Raw genomic sequence first — 14,248 nt, 5'->3', positions numbered from 1 at the left:
CGATCGACATCGGCGCCGGGATCGTGGTCACCGCGGTCTACATCGGCATCACGTCGATGCTGCTACGCCGGCTGGACCCGAAGACGGGCAGAAAACGAAGGCCGGCCCCCACCCAGTAGCCAGGCGCGGCTCGAGACGTAGGTGGCGATCCGGGACTATCCGCTGGGGGCGGCGTCGCGGCTGGCGAGGTAGGCGACGACGGCGAGGACACGGCGGTGGGTGTTTCCGGTGTCGGTGATCCGTAGCTTCTGGAAGATGGCGCGCATGTGGGTCTCGACGGTGCGTTCCGCGAGCACGAGCCGTTTGGCGACGTTGGCGTTCGACCAGCCCTGGGCGACCAGCTCAAGCACCGCCCGCTCTCGTTCGCTCAGCATGTGGACAGGGTCGTCGCGCCGGGTCGGGGTGAGCAGCGCGGCGACGATCGCGGGGTCGAGGGCCGATCCGCCGGCGGCGATCCGTTCGATCGCGTCGAGGAAGTCCGCGACCCGCAGTACCCGGTCCTTGAGGAGGTAGCCGAAGCCTTCGGCGGTGACGAGCCCGACGGAGTGCCGGGTCTCGATGTGCTGGGACAGCAGCAGTATCGGCAGTCCGGGGTAGGCGGCCCGTAGGCGGACCGCGGCGCGCGCGCCGTCGTCGGTCAGCGTCGGTGGCATCCGCACGTCGATGATCGCGAAGTCTGGCCGGTGCTGGTTGATCGCGTCGATGAGCGCGTCGGCGTTGTCGACCGCGGCTACGACGTCGTGCCCGGCCTCGACGAGAAGGCGGCACATGCCCTCACGGAACAGCGCGGAATCCTCGGCGATCACGATTCGCATGCGAGCTCCGGTTCGTGGTGGGCGTCAGGGGTCACAGCGGTCGGGGGCGGGTTCCGCGCCGGTATCTCCGCGCTGATCGTGGTGCCTTCCCCGACCGGGCTGTGTATCCGCAGGGTGCCACCGGCGGCGGACACCCGGTCCCGTAGCGAGGTCAGCCCGAACCCGGAGCAGGCTCCCCCGGTGCCGTCATCGGACACCTCGACCCGGACAGAACCGTCCTCGTGTGCCAGTTCGACGCGGATGTGACCGGCTCCGGCGTGTTTCAGGGCGTTGGCCAGCGCCTCGGCGGCGACGTAGTACGCGGTGGTGGCGGCGAGTTCCGGCGGCTCGACGTCAGCGACCACCAGGTCCACCGGGACCGGGCTGGCCGCGACGAGCGCGCGCAGAGCGGGCCCGAGGCCGTCGGTGAGCCGGGCCGGGCGGATTCCGTGCGCGAGTCGACGTAGGTCGGCGACGGTACCTTCGAGCGCCTCGACCGCGGCGTCGAGTTCGTGGTGGGAACGATGCGACGGCGGGAGCTGGCGCTGGATCGAGCGCAGGCGCATCCCTACGGCCACGATCTGCTGCTGGGCTCCATCGTGCAGGTCCCGTTCCAGCCGGCGGCGTTCCTCGGTGGAAGCCAGCATCAGGCGCGAGCGGCTGGCTCGTACCTCCTCCAGCGCCCCGCGTAGTTCCAGCCGGAGCCGGGTCACCTCGATCGGTAGGCGGGCCTGGGCCACGGCTTCCCGGGCGCGTCGCATCCGGCGGGCCGACGGAGCGCCGAAGACGATCATCCCAGTGTCGGATGCTCCGCTGCGCAGCACGAGGGTGGCTTCCCGATCACCATGCCGCGCCAGCGAGAGCGGGTCGACCGGGCCACCATCGAGATCGACGTAGCTGCCGGCCAGGCCGCCCGGCAGGTGGAACAGCAGCCGCAGGCCGGGATCGCGCAGGACCGTGCGCAGCACCGCTTCGGTCCGTTCCGGTTCAGCCTCGCCGTCGCGCACCTGGCCGACGAACTCGCCGACCTGAGCCCGCACGACGGTGCGGTCCCGGTCGATCAGACGACCGACCGTGTCGGTGAGCCGGCGGTGCAGCGGCAGGAGGCACAGCGCGGTCACGAACGCCGCCACTGTCGTCCTGAGCGCAGACGTGGTGACGGTCGCCGTCACGGCGTACCCGACGCCATACACGGCGAGCGCGAAGATCGCCGCCGAGGTCAGAACGGTGAGGAGCCAGCTGACCGATGCGCTCAGCAGCCGGTCGATGTCGAACAGATCGTAGCGCAACACCGCCACGGCCACCGTGGTCGGTACCACGGCCAGCAGCGCGATCATGAACGAGCCGAACGCGGAGCCGTCGGAGCCGCCCAACGCCTCGGCCGCCCAGCCGATCGCGAGCAGCACCGGCACGGTGCCCGCGCCCAGCAGCAACCAGCGCATCTGCAGTCTCGTGAGCTCGTCACCCCGGCGGTAGCGCGACCACGGGACGGCGACGACCGCCGCGAGCGCGCCGAGAAAACAGGCGAAGGCAACCACGAGCTCCACCGTTCGCGCCCCGGCCGGCAGATGCAGCACGAGATCATTGACCAGCACGGTTCCGTCGACGGCGCGGGCATGGGGGTCAAGCGATACCGCGGCGTTCAGGACGACCGCCGCGCAGAGCGCCGTCAACGCGACCGCCCGGGAGTGGCCAGCGAGCCGGCCGCCCGGGAAGAACAGACACAGCGCGCCGAAACCGGCGGCGTTCCATACCCAGACCCCGAGCTGGGCGACGAACATCAACCGGGCGGCGGGCCACGGATGCCCAGTCCGTAATGTCGCTCCCCAGTCCTCCACGGCCGAAACCGCGGCCGGAGCCGTGCCCACCCAGGCCAGCGCGATCCCCACCGGGTTCTCCGGTCGCCGCCGGCTCACCAACCAGCCCAACGCGATCGACGGGGCGAACAGGACGAGGCTCGCCGCCCAGCCGACGGGCGATCCGACCCTGGCCGGACCGAACGCCAGCATCGCGCGCAGCACACCGGTCAGCACGAAAACCGCCGGAGCAACGAAGACAGGCCAACGTGCACGGGCACCCACTGTCGGCTGGCTCACCTGACCATGATGCTCGAGCCGGATTTCGGACCGGTATCCGTGCCAGCACGCAGCCGCTGGCACGCAGCCGAATCCAGCGCTGGCCTGGATACCGGCCGCCCGCGACCTACTGCATCCTGAACGTGGTCGATCGCGCATGGGACGCGGCCGCCGTTACCGGAAGGAACCCTCCGTGGAACTCATCACCATGGTGCTGGCGGCCTTTCCGATCGGATTTTTCATCCGATCGCGACTCGCCTCCTACCTCACCTACATCGCCGTACATTCCTTCGTCTTCTCGTTCCAGAGTATGGAGCTGACCCGGGAATGGACCGGCGGAGACGACTCTGCCTTCCCCAAGAACCCACACACGGTGGCGTGGTCCTACGGTGCCGCGAACCTACTCATCTATGCCGTCGGCCTCGGCCTCGTCACCCTCGGATTCTGGTTGCGCAACCGGCGCCGGACCGACCGCCCAGCCACCACGCCTTCGGCCCGCACAGTGAACCTCGACGCCTGACAAGATCCACTGGGACGCCCCCGGAACACGACCCGTTGATCGAGCCCGCCGGCTCCCGGTCACCGACGGGCTGACCAGGCTGCACACCCGGCGCTTCCTGGAGACGCAGCTCCCCCACGAGGCGGCGCGGGCGCTGCGCGGCAACGGCGGCGTCGGCCTGTGCGTGGCCTTCAAGCGCCGCGACTGGCTCTGAGCCGACCCGTAGGGTCGGAATGCGACAACCCGCAGGTGGGCGGGGATGAGCGAGGAGGCTCGTCACCGATTCGAAGCGGTCTACAACGAGACGTACCACCAGCTCCTGGGCTATGCGCTGCGCCGAACCGCCACCCCGGCCGACGCGACGGAGCTGCTGCCGAACACGCTGATACTGGTGGCGGGCGCGGCACTCCGGCAAGCTGACCCCACGAGCCCCGGGGTACATCGGAAACGCCCTGGGCAGCGTCGCAGCCAGCTCACCTGTTATAAGGACTCGGGCACGGTTCGCCGTCCCGGGCCGGTTCCTCCACGCGGGAGCCGCCGATGAGACCCGTTGGCCCACGAGTGTCATCACACCGAGCTGGAAGGGAGAGCCGTGACGAGTCTCGCCGTGACCGGGCACATGGATCTGACGGAGGACAGTGCCTCCCTCATCCGTGAGGCCCTTGTCGAACTACTCAGGCCGTACGCGGATACTGACCTGATCGGCGTCTCCTGTATCGCCCAGGGCGCGGACTCTCTTTTTGCTGAGCGCATCCTCGCTGCCGGGGGCAGGCTGGTTGTCGTGGTCCCCTCCCAGGACTACCGGCAGACGACGGTCCCGGACGACCATGCTGAGACTTTCGACCGGCTGCTTGCAACCGCCGACGAGGTGTGCGTGATGCCTTCCCCGACCGCTGACCGCCAAGCCTATGAGGCCGCCAATACGATGCTCCTGCGCCGCGCCGAACGTCTCGTTGCTATCTGGGACGGCCAACCTCCCAGCGGGAAAGGTGGCGGCACCGCCGACCTGGTACTGCAGGCCCAGCGAGAGGGAATTCCCGTAGACATCATCTGGCCGGCGGGGGCGGCCCGCCGGAACTAGTCGGACGAAACACTTCGGCGGCCGTAGTCCCGGCAGTGACAAGCAGCGTCACCTTCGGCGCGACAGTCGCCGTCGTCCGGGGAAAGGCCGATGATCGAGAGGACGCCATGGCCATCCAACATCTGCGCGGCTGGTTCCGGACCGACACGCCCGACATCAATAACGTGCGCCCGACCCTGTGGAACCCCGCCGTCGGCGGCACCGGTGCCGTCTCGTCGGAGGCAGCCCAGAACATGCTCCTCGAGCAATACAAGATCTACGTCGAGATGGCCGACCGGATCAGCGCCCGCCGTGCCCTGTCCAACGCCTTCTTCCTTACCCTGAACACCGGCCTGCTGACCGGGATCGGCGTGGTCTGGCGCCAGGTGGAGCCAAAATCCCTACTGATCTTCGTTCTGTTAATCGCCGGGGTCATCCAGGCAAGCACGTGGTTCTGGATGATCAGGTCCTATCGACAGCTCAACACGGCCAAGTACGTTGTCATCGGAGTGATGGAGGAGCGACTGCCCGCGTCGCCATATTGGCTGGCTGAGTGGCAGGCCCTGGGCGAGGGGAAGAACAGGGCCCTGTATTGGCCGTTGACCCAGGTAGAGCAGGTGCTCCCGGCAATCTTCGTGGTGCTGTACGTGGTGGGCTGCGCACTGGCCATCGCAGGTGTCCCAGCCTCCTGAATGCTGAACCAGCGGCGGCTACGATCCCGCGCGTCCGGCCCGGCTCGCCACGTTGACCGGCCGCACCGAGGCGGTGCACGGGGTGGCGATCGCCCCCGACGGCAGAACCGTGGCCACCGCCGGATACGGCCGGGCGACGCGGCTGTGGAAACTCGGCTGACCGAACGGGAGCCCGGCCCGGCGGAGGTCCGGTGGCCGCGCCGCCGCGATGTGTGCGACCTCCACCTTCGCGTCAGGAACGTACAAGACGTCCGCCGTCGGCCCAGGGAGAATCGTGGGCATGGATCCGAAGCCGGTCGATCTGACCGCGGCACCGGCTTCTTCGGCCAGAGCCTACGCGGTGCGGGTTTTGGACAGGAAAGCGACGCCGGCGCGAGTTTACCGCGCCCCGCAGTCATAATCGGTGGAATGCGGGTCGCGTCGCATCCCGATCGTCGGCTTCGCCAAGGGGCAGCGGAAAGACGACGTGATGCACGAACACCTCAAGGAGTTCACCGGGGTGGAGGAGAGGGTGCTCATCGGCCGGGCGCAGGAGAAGACCCCGCTGTTCCTGACCCGCGTCCACAACCGGCTCTTACGCACCGGCATGGCCGAACTCACCGACACCCGCCCCGATCCACCGCTGCTGCGTAAAGCCTCCAACGACTACAAAACCGCGATCGATCAGCTCATTCAACACGCCGGGCTCGCGGCATGACCACCAATCTCAACCTTGACTCGATCATGATGGCTTCACCCGTCCAAGCCCTCTAGGAGCTCGATGCGGCCTCGCCGAAACGCGTGCCCTGGCCGACGAGCAGGGCACGCGCGGGAGCGCGCTCGGCCATGACCCGGGCGAGCTCGGTTCGGTTCCGGACGCCCAGCTTGCGGTAAATGCTGGCAGCATGCTTCTTGATGCTCGCGCGGCTGAGATACATCTGCGCAGCGATCTCCAGGTTCGTGGCTCCCATCGTGAGGAAGGCCATGACCTGAAGCTCGCGGTCGGTGAGCCCGAGCTCCTTGCCGTGGCGGTGACCGTTGACGGTCATCCGCTCGTCGAACGCCGCAGCACGGACGATCTTCGCCACCTCGGCAGCGCCCATGTCCGGGTTGAGGGCACCGACGGCGCCGAGTCGGCGGACGGCGATCTCGGTGGACAGCCCGCAGTGCGAGCTGAGCACGACCCGGATGCCCGGGGCGACCTGGCGTAGCGCGTCGACGTGCGGCGCGACGAACGTGGACAGCTCGAGCACGACGACCGCCGGCCGGCTCGCCCGCACGTGCGCCAAGGCCTGCTGGAGGTCGCTGGCGGTGAGGCACCGCTCGACCCACGGCTCCCGCGAGAGCACGAGTGCCAGGCCGAGCCGTGGAGCGGTCTCCTCGCAGAAGATAAGTAGCCTGATCTGCTCCGGAGCATCCGAGCCCGCTTCTGAAACATCAGGCGGGAGCACGACAGTCGCCGCGGACGCGGACGCGGAGGTCACGACCTCGGTAGCCACCTGGCTATAGTAGCCAGAGATCTGGGGACGATGCCGGGTTCCGTGCCGTTGAGTAGTGCACATGCTGCCGTCGAATTCGAGCTGGCCAGGCCCGCGCCGCTCCGGTGCTCCGTACTCCATCCAGCCCGACTCGGCTGTGTCGCTCAGCGCCAATTGCATCGTGAGTCGGGTGCTGAGAGTCCGACACATCTCCATGACGCTGGTCGCGCTCACGGCCGCGGCGGTGACATTCACCGCTTGCTCCGACGCCAGCAGTGGCGGCACGCCGAAGGCGGCGAACAGCAGCGCGCAGTCAGGCGCCGCGCTCGCCAGGACGGAGAAGTTCGTCGCCCCGTACGTCAAGGCGCCCGTGTGGCGTGGCCCAGCCACCTCGCCCCCGGTCGCGCAGGCCAAGCACATCGTCTACGTCAACCAGTTGCCCACCCAGCCGCTGTTTCGGGCCATCGGAACGGCGGCGAAGGAGGCCGGGCAGACGCTCGGCTGGAACGTCACCGAGCTCGATGCCACGACGCTGAACGACCTCCCCGAGGTGTTCAACCGAGCGATCGCACAGAAGCCGGACGGCATCGTCTTCTCCAGCCTCAGCGCCAACGAGTTTCCGACGATCACCGCCGCCCTCGTCAAGTCGAAGATCCCGACCGTGGTCATCGGCGTGCTCCCCAACAAGGTCAACAGCAGTTACACCCACATCGTCGACCTGCACTACCCGCTGCAGGGCCAGCTGATCGGCGCGGCCGCCGTACTGGACCGCAGGGCTGGTGCGAAGCTCGGAGTGCTGGGCTTCGCCCCCGGCTTCGACCCGTCGGGTGAGGCACTGATCGCGGGCATCAAGAGTTTCCTGACCACCAGCGGCGGAGGTTCGGTGGTCGCGACCAAGACCATCGACGTCGCCACCATCACCGATCCCGCGGCGGTGGGGCAGTCATCGGTCGCGTTCGTGCAGTCCAACCCGGCGCTCAACGCGTTCTACGCCGGTTATGACGGCACGTCCAGCACGGTCGTACCGGCGCTGCGACAGGCGGGGCTGCTCAACCGGGTGGGCGTGTTGGCCTACCAGGGCGATGCCCAACAGCTCGGCTGGGTCCGCGACGGCGGCGGTCAGGTCGCCGACGTCGCGTGGTCGAAGGCCTGGGCGGCATGGGCCGCTTTCGATGATTTCAACCGGATCTTCAACAACGCGGCCCCGCCGGCCGACGACGGTGTGCCGGTACGCCTGTTCACGAAGAAATATCCGCTGACGGCCGGGAACACGACGTGGTCGGGAGACTTTGCCTTCAGGGACAAGTATAAGGCGCTGTGGAATGTGAGCTGAGATGGCGAGTAGAAACATCCTTCCGGTCAATGCCATCATCCGGAGCTCCGGCCCGGCCAGGGGCTCCTGTCGATGTCTCGTGCACGTTCCCGAAACGGACCGTGACATGACCAGCTCGACTGACGGATGGGAAAAAAGATGAGCATCACCACGATCGCCGGCCTGGACCACGCTGAGATCGACCGTGTCATCGCATCGCTGCGCGCCAGCGCGGTGGAGCGTGAGCAGGAACGCATCCTGCCCGCCGACGAGCTGCGCGCCCTGATCGCGGCCGGACTCGGCACGATCCGGGTACCCAAGGAGTTCGGCGGGGCGGGGGCGTCCATCCCGGAACTCGCCGCGGTGCTTATCGAGCTTGCCGCCGCCGATTCGAACATCACCATGATTCTGCGCGGCCATTTCGGCTTCATCGAGGATCTCCGCCTTCGGCCCCGCAGCGCGGCGGTCGAGGAGCTGCTCACCGCGGCCGGCCGGAGGGAGTTCTTCGGCCCGGCGGGGTCGGAGCTCGGCGGGGCGAACCTGTTCACGCTGAACACCCACCTGGAGGAGGAGGACGGCCGCCTCTTCCTCCAGGGCGAGAAGTTCTACACGACGGGCAGCCTGTTTGCCGACTGGGTGTGGGTGCTGGTGCCGCATGAGGGCGGGTTCTCGGGGGTCTACGTGCCCCGCGACACCCCGGGCATCAAAATCATCGATGACTGGGCCGGCTTCGGCCAGCGCCTCACCGCCAGTGGGACGGCGACTTTCGAGCACGTCGAAGTCCGACCCGAGCTCATCTTTCCGTTCTCCGACCAGGCGTTGGCGGAGTACATTCCGGCGTTCACGCAGTTCGTGCACTCGTCGACCCAGGCCGGCATCGCGCAGCGTCTGGCCGAGGACATCGCCGACATCGTCACCGCTCGGTCGCGGGCCTACCCGCTCGCCCCGGACGACGCCCGACCGCAGGAGGATCCACAGGTACTTCAGGTGGTCGGCGAAATCGCGAGCGGCGCATACAGCGCCAGGGCAAACGTGCTCGCCAACGCGGACGCCCTGGACGCCTTCGCAGACCCCGCGCGACGGGCGCAGACACCCGACGCGCTCGATGCGGCGATCGTCGCCTCGTCGGCGACCCAGGTCGTCAACACCCGACTGCTCGGCGAGCTCAGCTGGCATTTCTTCGACGCCGCCAGCGCCAGCACGACGCTCAGCGCGCTGGCGCTGGACCGCCACTGGCGCAACGCCCGCACCATCTCCTCCCACAATCCCGCCATCTACAAGGCGCGAGTCATCGGGCACTACCGGGTGCACGGCTCGTTCCCGGGGAAGGTGGCGTTCGGCAGTGATGAGGGGTGACGCCCCCCCACCAAGGACACAGCCGGACACCCCGGACACCAGGAGCACGCCCCGCCATGACCGCATCCGTTGCCAGCGCGTCCGCTTCGACCACGCGAAACCCCTTCAAGCTCGGCTTCATGACGCACGTCAACGGGCCGGGCAAGGACGCCCGGACCGTCTACCGTGAACTGCTCGACCTCTTCCAGGCGGCCGACGAGCTGGGCTACGACGGGGGCTGGGTGGCGCAGCACCACCTGCGCCGCGACTACGGTCGGCTGCCGTCGCCGTGGGTCTTCCTGGCCGCCGCCGCGCAGCATGCGCCACACCTGCGTCTGGGCACCGCGGTCACGACCCTGACTCTCGAGAACCCGCTGCGGCTGGCCGAGGATGTGTCGGTCCTGGATGCGATCTCCGGTGGCCGGGCCGAGCTCGGGGTCGGCAGCGCCGGGGGCAGCTACGACTCGTTCCGCGCGTTCGGACGCGTGCCCGCGGGCCGCCGCGAGGTCTATGATGATCATCTGGTCAAACTGCGTGCGGCCCTCACCGGCCAGCCGCTGATCGACACGCCGGACGCACCCACGCTGCAGCCGCCGGCGCCCGGACTGGCCGACCGGCTGTGGCAGGCCGTCAGCGACGACGGGCGGGCCGCCGAGGCCGGTCGGCTCGGCGACGGACTGCTGATCGGCACGCACCTGCTCGCTCCGGAGACAGAGAAGCCGCTCATCGAGGCGCATCTGGCCGGCTGGCGGCAGACCCACGACTCTGACGGGCCCGAGCACCCGCGGGCCGCCATCGTGCGCTGGGTCTTTCCCGCCGAGGACCGGGCGGCGGCACGCGACGACCTGGGGCCGGCACTCGTGGTCCAGCGCGAGATGCACCGCGACGTCTATGCCGAGCTCGGGGCCACCACGCTGCTGGAGCTGACCGCCGAGCAGTTGCTCGACCACCTCCATGTCCACTGCGGTTCGGTCGAGGAGGTCCGCGGCTCGCTGCTGGCTGACCCGGTGCTGTCCAGCTACGCCGACTGGTTCGTGCCGATCATCAGTCACGAACTGTCCGACGTCGACGCCGACATCCGCCGGCTCGAACTGGTCGCGAGCGAGATCGCGCCGGCGCTCGGCTGGAGCCCGGCACGGGAGACCCGCCGCGTGACCGAGTCACCCATCGTCAGCGTCGGAGCCGTCGGCGCCGGTCTCCATCCCTGAGCCGTCGATGATGACGTGGCTGTAGCCCGTCACATTCTGTGACCGCTACCGGGATCGTCGAACCGGCTCGCTGCCGCGCTGGGGGCCGGGCTTGCAGTTCGTTGAACGCACAGTTATAGTTCGTGCCACGAACTCGACATCGCCGGCGTCTTACCGAACGGTGCGGCCCCACCGCCAGCAGCACCATCCCGCAACAGAAAAACCACGTGAACTCGTCGCGCCAAATACCATCTCTCCACCTTTCGCCCTTCGCCCTTCGCCCTTCGCCTGGCAAGCTCACCCGCGAGCCCCTGAAAGAAAGGCACGGCATTGTCTGCACAAAAGGTCGTCTTCGGCTTCGGTGCGCACACCGGCATCGACGATGGGCCGGAACTGCTGCGCACCGCTCAGCAGGCCGACCGTGACGGGCTCGACATCTTCTCGCTGTCGGACCATCCGTATGCCGGCGGGCGTCTGGACGCCTACGCCTCCATCGGCTTCATCCTCGGTGGCACGCGGCAGATCGCGGGCTTCGCCAACGTGACCAACCTGCCGACCCGGCCCGCTCCGGTCCTGTCGCGGACGGTGACGTCGCTGTCGGTTCTCTCCGGCGGCCGCGTCGTGCTCGGCCTGGGAGCGGGCGGCCAGTGGGATCGGATCTCCGACCTGGGAGTGCCGCGGCTGTCCGCCGGCGATGCCGTGGCCGCCTTCGAGGAAGCGATCATCCTGATCAAGAAGCTGTCCGGCGGCGGCCCGCCGGTCACCCACCAGGGCCGGTTCTACCAGGTGAACCAGATTGAACCGGCATCGGTGCCCGCGCCGCCCGTGTGGACGGGATCGGTCGGCCCCAAGTCGCTGGCCGCCACCGGCCGCGTGGCCGACGGCTGGCTCCCCGGCCACGCGGCCGACTGGCTCAGCGAGCGATACCGGCAGTCACGGCCGATCATCGACGCGGCGGCGGCCGCCGTGAACCGCGATCCGCGCGAGATCCGCACCGTCTACAACCTGACCGGGCGCATCACCGACCGGCCGCTGGCCGCCATCCGTGACGATGCCGGCCGCTGGATCGGCGGTTCCGTGGACCAGTGGATCGAGGAACTGACCGGGGCCGTGCTGCAGCACGACGCCTCCGGCTTCATCCTCTTCTCCTCCAGCGGCGGCGCGCAGGACATCGTCAGCGTCGGCCGCTGGGCCAGCGAGATCGTCCCGGCCGTACGTGAAGCGATCGCCAAGGAGACCGCCTGAGGGCCGGCCCGGCAAACGGACGCACGGGGGTCGACGCCGGCCCGCTGCCGGCCGGCGTCACGCCACCCCGTCGTCAGAATCCGGTCGGCTGGCGCAGCATGTAGGGCTCGGTGAGAATGCGGATCTCGTCGTCGGTGAGACGCACGCCCAGCACCGCGGTGGTGTCGGCCACGTGGCGGTGGTTGGTAATGCCCACTATCGGGGCGGCGACCACGGGATTCGCCAGCACCCACGCGAGCGCGACCTGTGCCATAGGGATGGCATAGTCAATGAGTTCCTCTGTTCGTGCGTGGCCGCGGTCAGCTGCGGCGACCACATACTGGGCCGAGATGCCCCCGCGAGCCCAGCACTCGACTATTCGGGTCGGGACAGAACGCGACGGTCACAAAGTTCGTCATGCGAACTATAACGTGGTGTACTCCCGGCCGCAAGCCCGGCCCCTCGGAACGCGGCAGCACGGTCTCGGCGCCCCGCAGGTGCACGGGGCTCGCCCATCGGCCAGATCCGGAAGCATCGACCCGACCCTCGGGGTCGGCGGCCCCCGGGGCGGACCGGCAGGGCGGCCCACGGGCGCCGACGACCGTCGTCACCGCGCTCCACCGACGCCGTCCCCGCGCAAGCGATGCTCACGCTCTCCGGGTGATATTCCAAGCACAACCGCGGATATTTCCGCCGACGAACTGTATTGCCCAAGTGTTATTATCAGGGAATGGGCGAGCGGAGCGACGGCCAGATCGGCGTGGTGGCCGCCCTGGTGCGGTCCTCGTTCCTGGTGAACGCCGTGTACGCCGAGGCGGGTCGTGAGCACGGACTCACTCCCCAGCAAGGGCAACTGCTTTGCGTATTGATGGCGCAACCGTACGGCATGGGTGAACTGAGCGCGATGCTCGGGCTGGCCAAATCGAGCCTCACCGGCCTGGTGGACCGCACCGAGCGCAACGGCCTGGTCCGGCGCGTGCCGGACCGCTCTGACTCACGGGCGGTCCAGGTCGCGCTCACCCCACGGGGCAGCCGGGTCGCAGAGGCCTTCTACGCCGAGACCTGCCAGCGGCTCGAGAAGCTGCCGGCGGGGCTGGGCGCGGCCGATCGTGACACGCTCGCCACCCTGCTCGGCCGCGTCGTGCTGGACAACAAGGTGCCCGTGGTCTTCCTGGAGCCGGATCAGAGCGTCCCCCCCGCCGCCTTCAGCTAGAAGGGGGCGCTACGGGGCGCCGCCACCCGCCGCCCGGGCGGGTCTCCCGCGCCGCGCCCCGCGTGGCGGTTCCGCCGGTCCGACCGCACGAACCAAGCGAAATGTGTCGAGCCACGACACGACGCCGGGCTCGACCGCGCCCCGACATAGCAGTTCGCGACACGAACTGATATCGTTCGTGTTACGAGCCTCGGCGGGTTCGGATTGCACGTGCCGATCAAGTTCGTAGCGCGAACTTGGCTGTTTTTCTACGGGAGTGTGAGTCTATGAGTCGTACGGTCGCAGTCATCGGTGGCGGATACGGGGGTGCCTCGGTTGCGAAGGCGCTGGACGCCGAGGCGGACGTCGTCCTCATCGATCCTCGTGAGGCATTCGTCAACTCGGCGGCGTCACTGCGTGGCCTGGTGAAGCCCGATTGGGCACCCAACCTGTTTTTCCCGTTCGCGACATGGCTCACCCGGGGCACGGCTATCCGCGACCGCGCGGCCTCGGTCGACCCCGGCGGCGTCACCCTGGCCTCGGGCCGCCGCGTCGAGGCGGACTACGTGGTACTGGCCACCGGTTCCGACTACCCGTACCCGGCGAAGCCCGACGCCGACGCCACCAGCACGGCGTTGGACGATCTTCGCCGGACACACAAGGAGGTGGCCGCCTCCACCCGGATCCTGATCGTCGGTGCCGGCCCGGTCGGCCTGGAGCTGGCGGGCGAGATCAAGGAGGTCTGGCCCGAGAAGCAGATAACCATCGTCGACCCGGTCGCCGAGCTGCTGACCGGTTTTCAGCCCGAGGTACGGGAGGACCTTTACCGGCAGCTCGACGAGCTCGGCATTCAGCTGCGCCTCAACACGAGCCTGACGGCGCCCCCGTCGACCAAGCCCGGCACGGCGGAGCCCTTCACCGTCACCACCACCGGCGGCGACGAGATCGCCGCCGACATCTGGTTCCAGGCCTACGGCGTCAAGATCGCCAACGACTATCTCACCGACGGCCGGCTCACGACGCTCACGCCGCAGGGGCAGGTCCCCGTCACCGAGACGCTCAACGTGCGTGGCCACCGGAACGTCTACGCCGTCGGCGACATCACGGATATCGCCGAGGCCAAGATGGCCGGGTACGCCATGCAGCACGCCGAGGTCGTGGCGCAGAACATCCTCGCCCAGCTGCGTGGCGAGCAGCCCACCGCCACGTATCAGCCGTTGCCGTTCCCGATGATCCTGCTCCCGCTCGGCCCGCGCGGCGGTGTGGGTCAGCTGCCCTCGCCCGACGGCCCGGTCCTCGCCCCGGCCGCGACGGTCGCCGAGTACAAGGGCGCCGACATCTTCACCGGCCGCTTCACGGCCCAGTTCAGCCCCTCCTGATCCGGCTTTCCCGGCCCGGCCTGCCGCCTCATCTTCGTCGGG

General features: G+C 68.8%; 16 protein-coding genes. 12 read left to right on the top strand and 4 right to left on the bottom strand.

The window, feature by feature from the left end; translation table 11 throughout:
• Positions 1 to 155: 155 nt before the first annotated feature.
• Positions 156 to 815: a response regulator transcription factor gene (locus tag NBZ85_RS00605; RefSeq protein ID WP_261555675.1), complete on the bottom strand. Its 660-nt coding sequence runs from the start codon at positions 813 to 815 to the stop codon at positions 156 to 158.
• The gene (locus NBZ85_RS00600; protein ID WP_261555674.1) at positions 803 to 2,827 is read right to left on the bottom strand and encodes a sensor histidine kinase; all 2,025 of its coding nucleotides are present in this window, start codon (positions 2,825 to 2,827) and stop codon (positions 803 to 805) included. The genes NBZ85_RS00605 and NBZ85_RS00600 overlap by 13 nt, the downstream gene beginning before the upstream one ends.
• Before the next feature lie 235 nt (positions 2,828 to 3,062).
• On the opposite strand from NBZ85_RS00600, the gene NBZ85_RS00595 reads away from it, so the two are divergent.
• The 6 genes from NBZ85_RS00595 to NBZ85_RS00570 all read left to right on the top strand — a co-directional run bounded on the left by NBZ85_RS00595 (position 3,063) and on the right by NBZ85_RS00570 (position 5,817).
• Positions 3,063 to 3,389 (top strand): hypothetical protein, encoded by a 327-nt coding sequence (locus tag NBZ85_RS00595; RefSeq protein ID WP_261555672.1) that lies wholly within the window; start codon positions 3,063 to 3,065, stop codon positions 3,387 to 3,389.
• Between the two features lie 238 nt (positions 3,390 to 3,627).
• Positions 3,628 to 3,912, top strand: coding sequence for a hypothetical protein (locus tag NBZ85_RS00590; RefSeq protein ID WP_261555671.1), 285 nt, complete (start codon positions 3,628 to 3,630; stop codon positions 3,910 to 3,912).
• A gap of 48 nt (positions 3,913 to 3,960) precedes the next feature.
• Entirely contained in the window at positions 3,961 to 4,449 is a 489-nt protein-coding gene (locus NBZ85_RS00585) for a hypothetical protein (RefSeq protein WP_261555670.1), read from the top strand.
• Positions 4,450 to 4,484: 35 nt separating this feature from the next.
• On the top strand, positions 4,485 to 5,120 hold the full coding sequence (locus tag NBZ85_RS00580) for a RipA family octameric membrane protein (protein WP_261555669.1): 636 nt from the start codon (positions 4,485 to 4,487) through the stop codon (positions 5,118 to 5,120).
• Between the two features lie 52 nt (positions 5,121 to 5,172).
• Positions 5,173 to 5,280, top strand: a complete 108-nt coding sequence (locus NBZ85_RS00575; RefSeq protein ID WP_261561350.1) for a WD40 repeat domain-containing protein — start codon at positions 5,173 to 5,175, stop codon at positions 5,278 to 5,280.
• A 309-nt stretch (positions 5,281 to 5,589) separates the two neighbouring features.
• On the top strand, positions 5,590 to 5,817 hold the full coding sequence (locus NBZ85_RS00570) for a hypothetical protein (protein ID WP_261555667.1): 228 nt from the start codon (positions 5,590 to 5,592) through the stop codon (positions 5,815 to 5,817).
• Positions 5,818 to 5,869: 52 nt separating this feature from the next.
• Here the strand turns inward: NBZ85_RS00570 and NBZ85_RS32475 are convergent, their stop codons facing one another.
• Complete coding sequence (locus NBZ85_RS32475) at positions 5,870 to 6,583, bottom strand: response regulator transcription factor (RefSeq protein ID WP_261561349.1); 714 nt, start codon at positions 6,581 to 6,583, stop codon at positions 5,870 to 5,872.
• 184 nt (positions 6,584 to 6,767) lie between these two features.
• Here NBZ85_RS32475 and NBZ85_RS00560 point away from each other — a divergent pair, with 184 nt between their 5' ends.
• From NBZ85_RS00560 to NBZ85_RS00545, 4 genes are all read left to right on the top strand, one after another.
• Positions 6,768 to 7,910 (top strand): sugar ABC transporter substrate-binding protein, encoded by a 1,143-nt coding sequence (locus NBZ85_RS00560; protein WP_261555665.1) that lies wholly within the window; start codon positions 6,768 to 6,770, stop codon positions 7,908 to 7,910.
• A 138-nt stretch (positions 7,911 to 8,048) separates the two neighbouring features.
• Complete coding sequence (locus tag NBZ85_RS00555; RefSeq protein WP_261555664.1) at positions 8,049 to 9,245, top strand: acyl-CoA dehydrogenase family protein; 1,197 nt, start codon at positions 8,049 to 8,051, stop codon at positions 9,243 to 9,245.
• Between the two features lie 56 nt (positions 9,246 to 9,301).
• Positions 9,302 to 10,432 carry an LLM class flavin-dependent oxidoreductase gene (locus NBZ85_RS00550; protein WP_261555663.1) on the top strand — a complete coding sequence of 377 codons (1,131 nt, stop codon included), beginning with the start codon at positions 9,302 to 9,304 and terminating at the stop codon, positions 10,430 to 10,432.
• A gap of 309 nt (positions 10,433 to 10,741) precedes the next feature.
• Positions 10,742 to 11,656: an LLM class flavin-dependent oxidoreductase gene (locus NBZ85_RS00545; RefSeq protein WP_261555662.1), complete on the top strand. Its 915-nt coding sequence runs from the start codon at positions 10,742 to 10,744 to the stop codon at positions 11,654 to 11,656.
• A gap of 73 nt (positions 11,657 to 11,729) precedes the next feature.
• On the opposite strand, the gene NBZ85_RS00540 is transcribed toward NBZ85_RS00545, so the two are convergent.
• Positions 11,730 to 11,909 carry an aldo/keto reductase gene (locus NBZ85_RS00540; RefSeq protein ID WP_261555661.1) on the bottom strand — a complete coding sequence of 60 codons (180 nt, stop codon included), beginning with the start codon at positions 11,907 to 11,909 and terminating at the stop codon, positions 11,730 to 11,732.
• A 456-nt stretch (positions 11,910 to 12,365) separates the two neighbouring features.
• Here NBZ85_RS00540 and NBZ85_RS00535 point away from each other — a divergent pair, with 456 nt between their 5' ends.
• Both NBZ85_RS00535 and NBZ85_RS00530 read left to right on the top strand, forming a co-directional pair.
• The gene (locus tag NBZ85_RS00535) at positions 12,366 to 12,848 is read left to right on the top strand and encodes a MarR family winged helix-turn-helix transcriptional regulator (RefSeq protein ID WP_261555660.1); all 483 of its coding nucleotides are present in this window, start codon (positions 12,366 to 12,368) and stop codon (positions 12,846 to 12,848) included.
• A 266-nt stretch (positions 12,849 to 13,114) separates the two neighbouring features.
• A complete protein-coding gene (locus NBZ85_RS00530; protein ID WP_261555659.1) occupies positions 13,115 to 14,206 on the top strand; it encodes an NAD(P)/FAD-dependent oxidoreductase in 1,092 nt (363 codons plus the stop codon).
• The last annotated feature ends 42 nt before the right edge of the window (positions 14,207 to 14,248 follow it).

This window comes from Frankia tisae, assembly GCF_025403405.1.
In the GTDB taxonomy this organism is placed as follows: Bacteria; Actinomycetota; Actinomycetes; order Frankiales; family Frankiaceae; genus Frankia; species Frankia tisai.
Note: the sequence above shows the minus strand (reverse complement) of the source record. Positions and strands in the feature narration are given on the sequence as shown.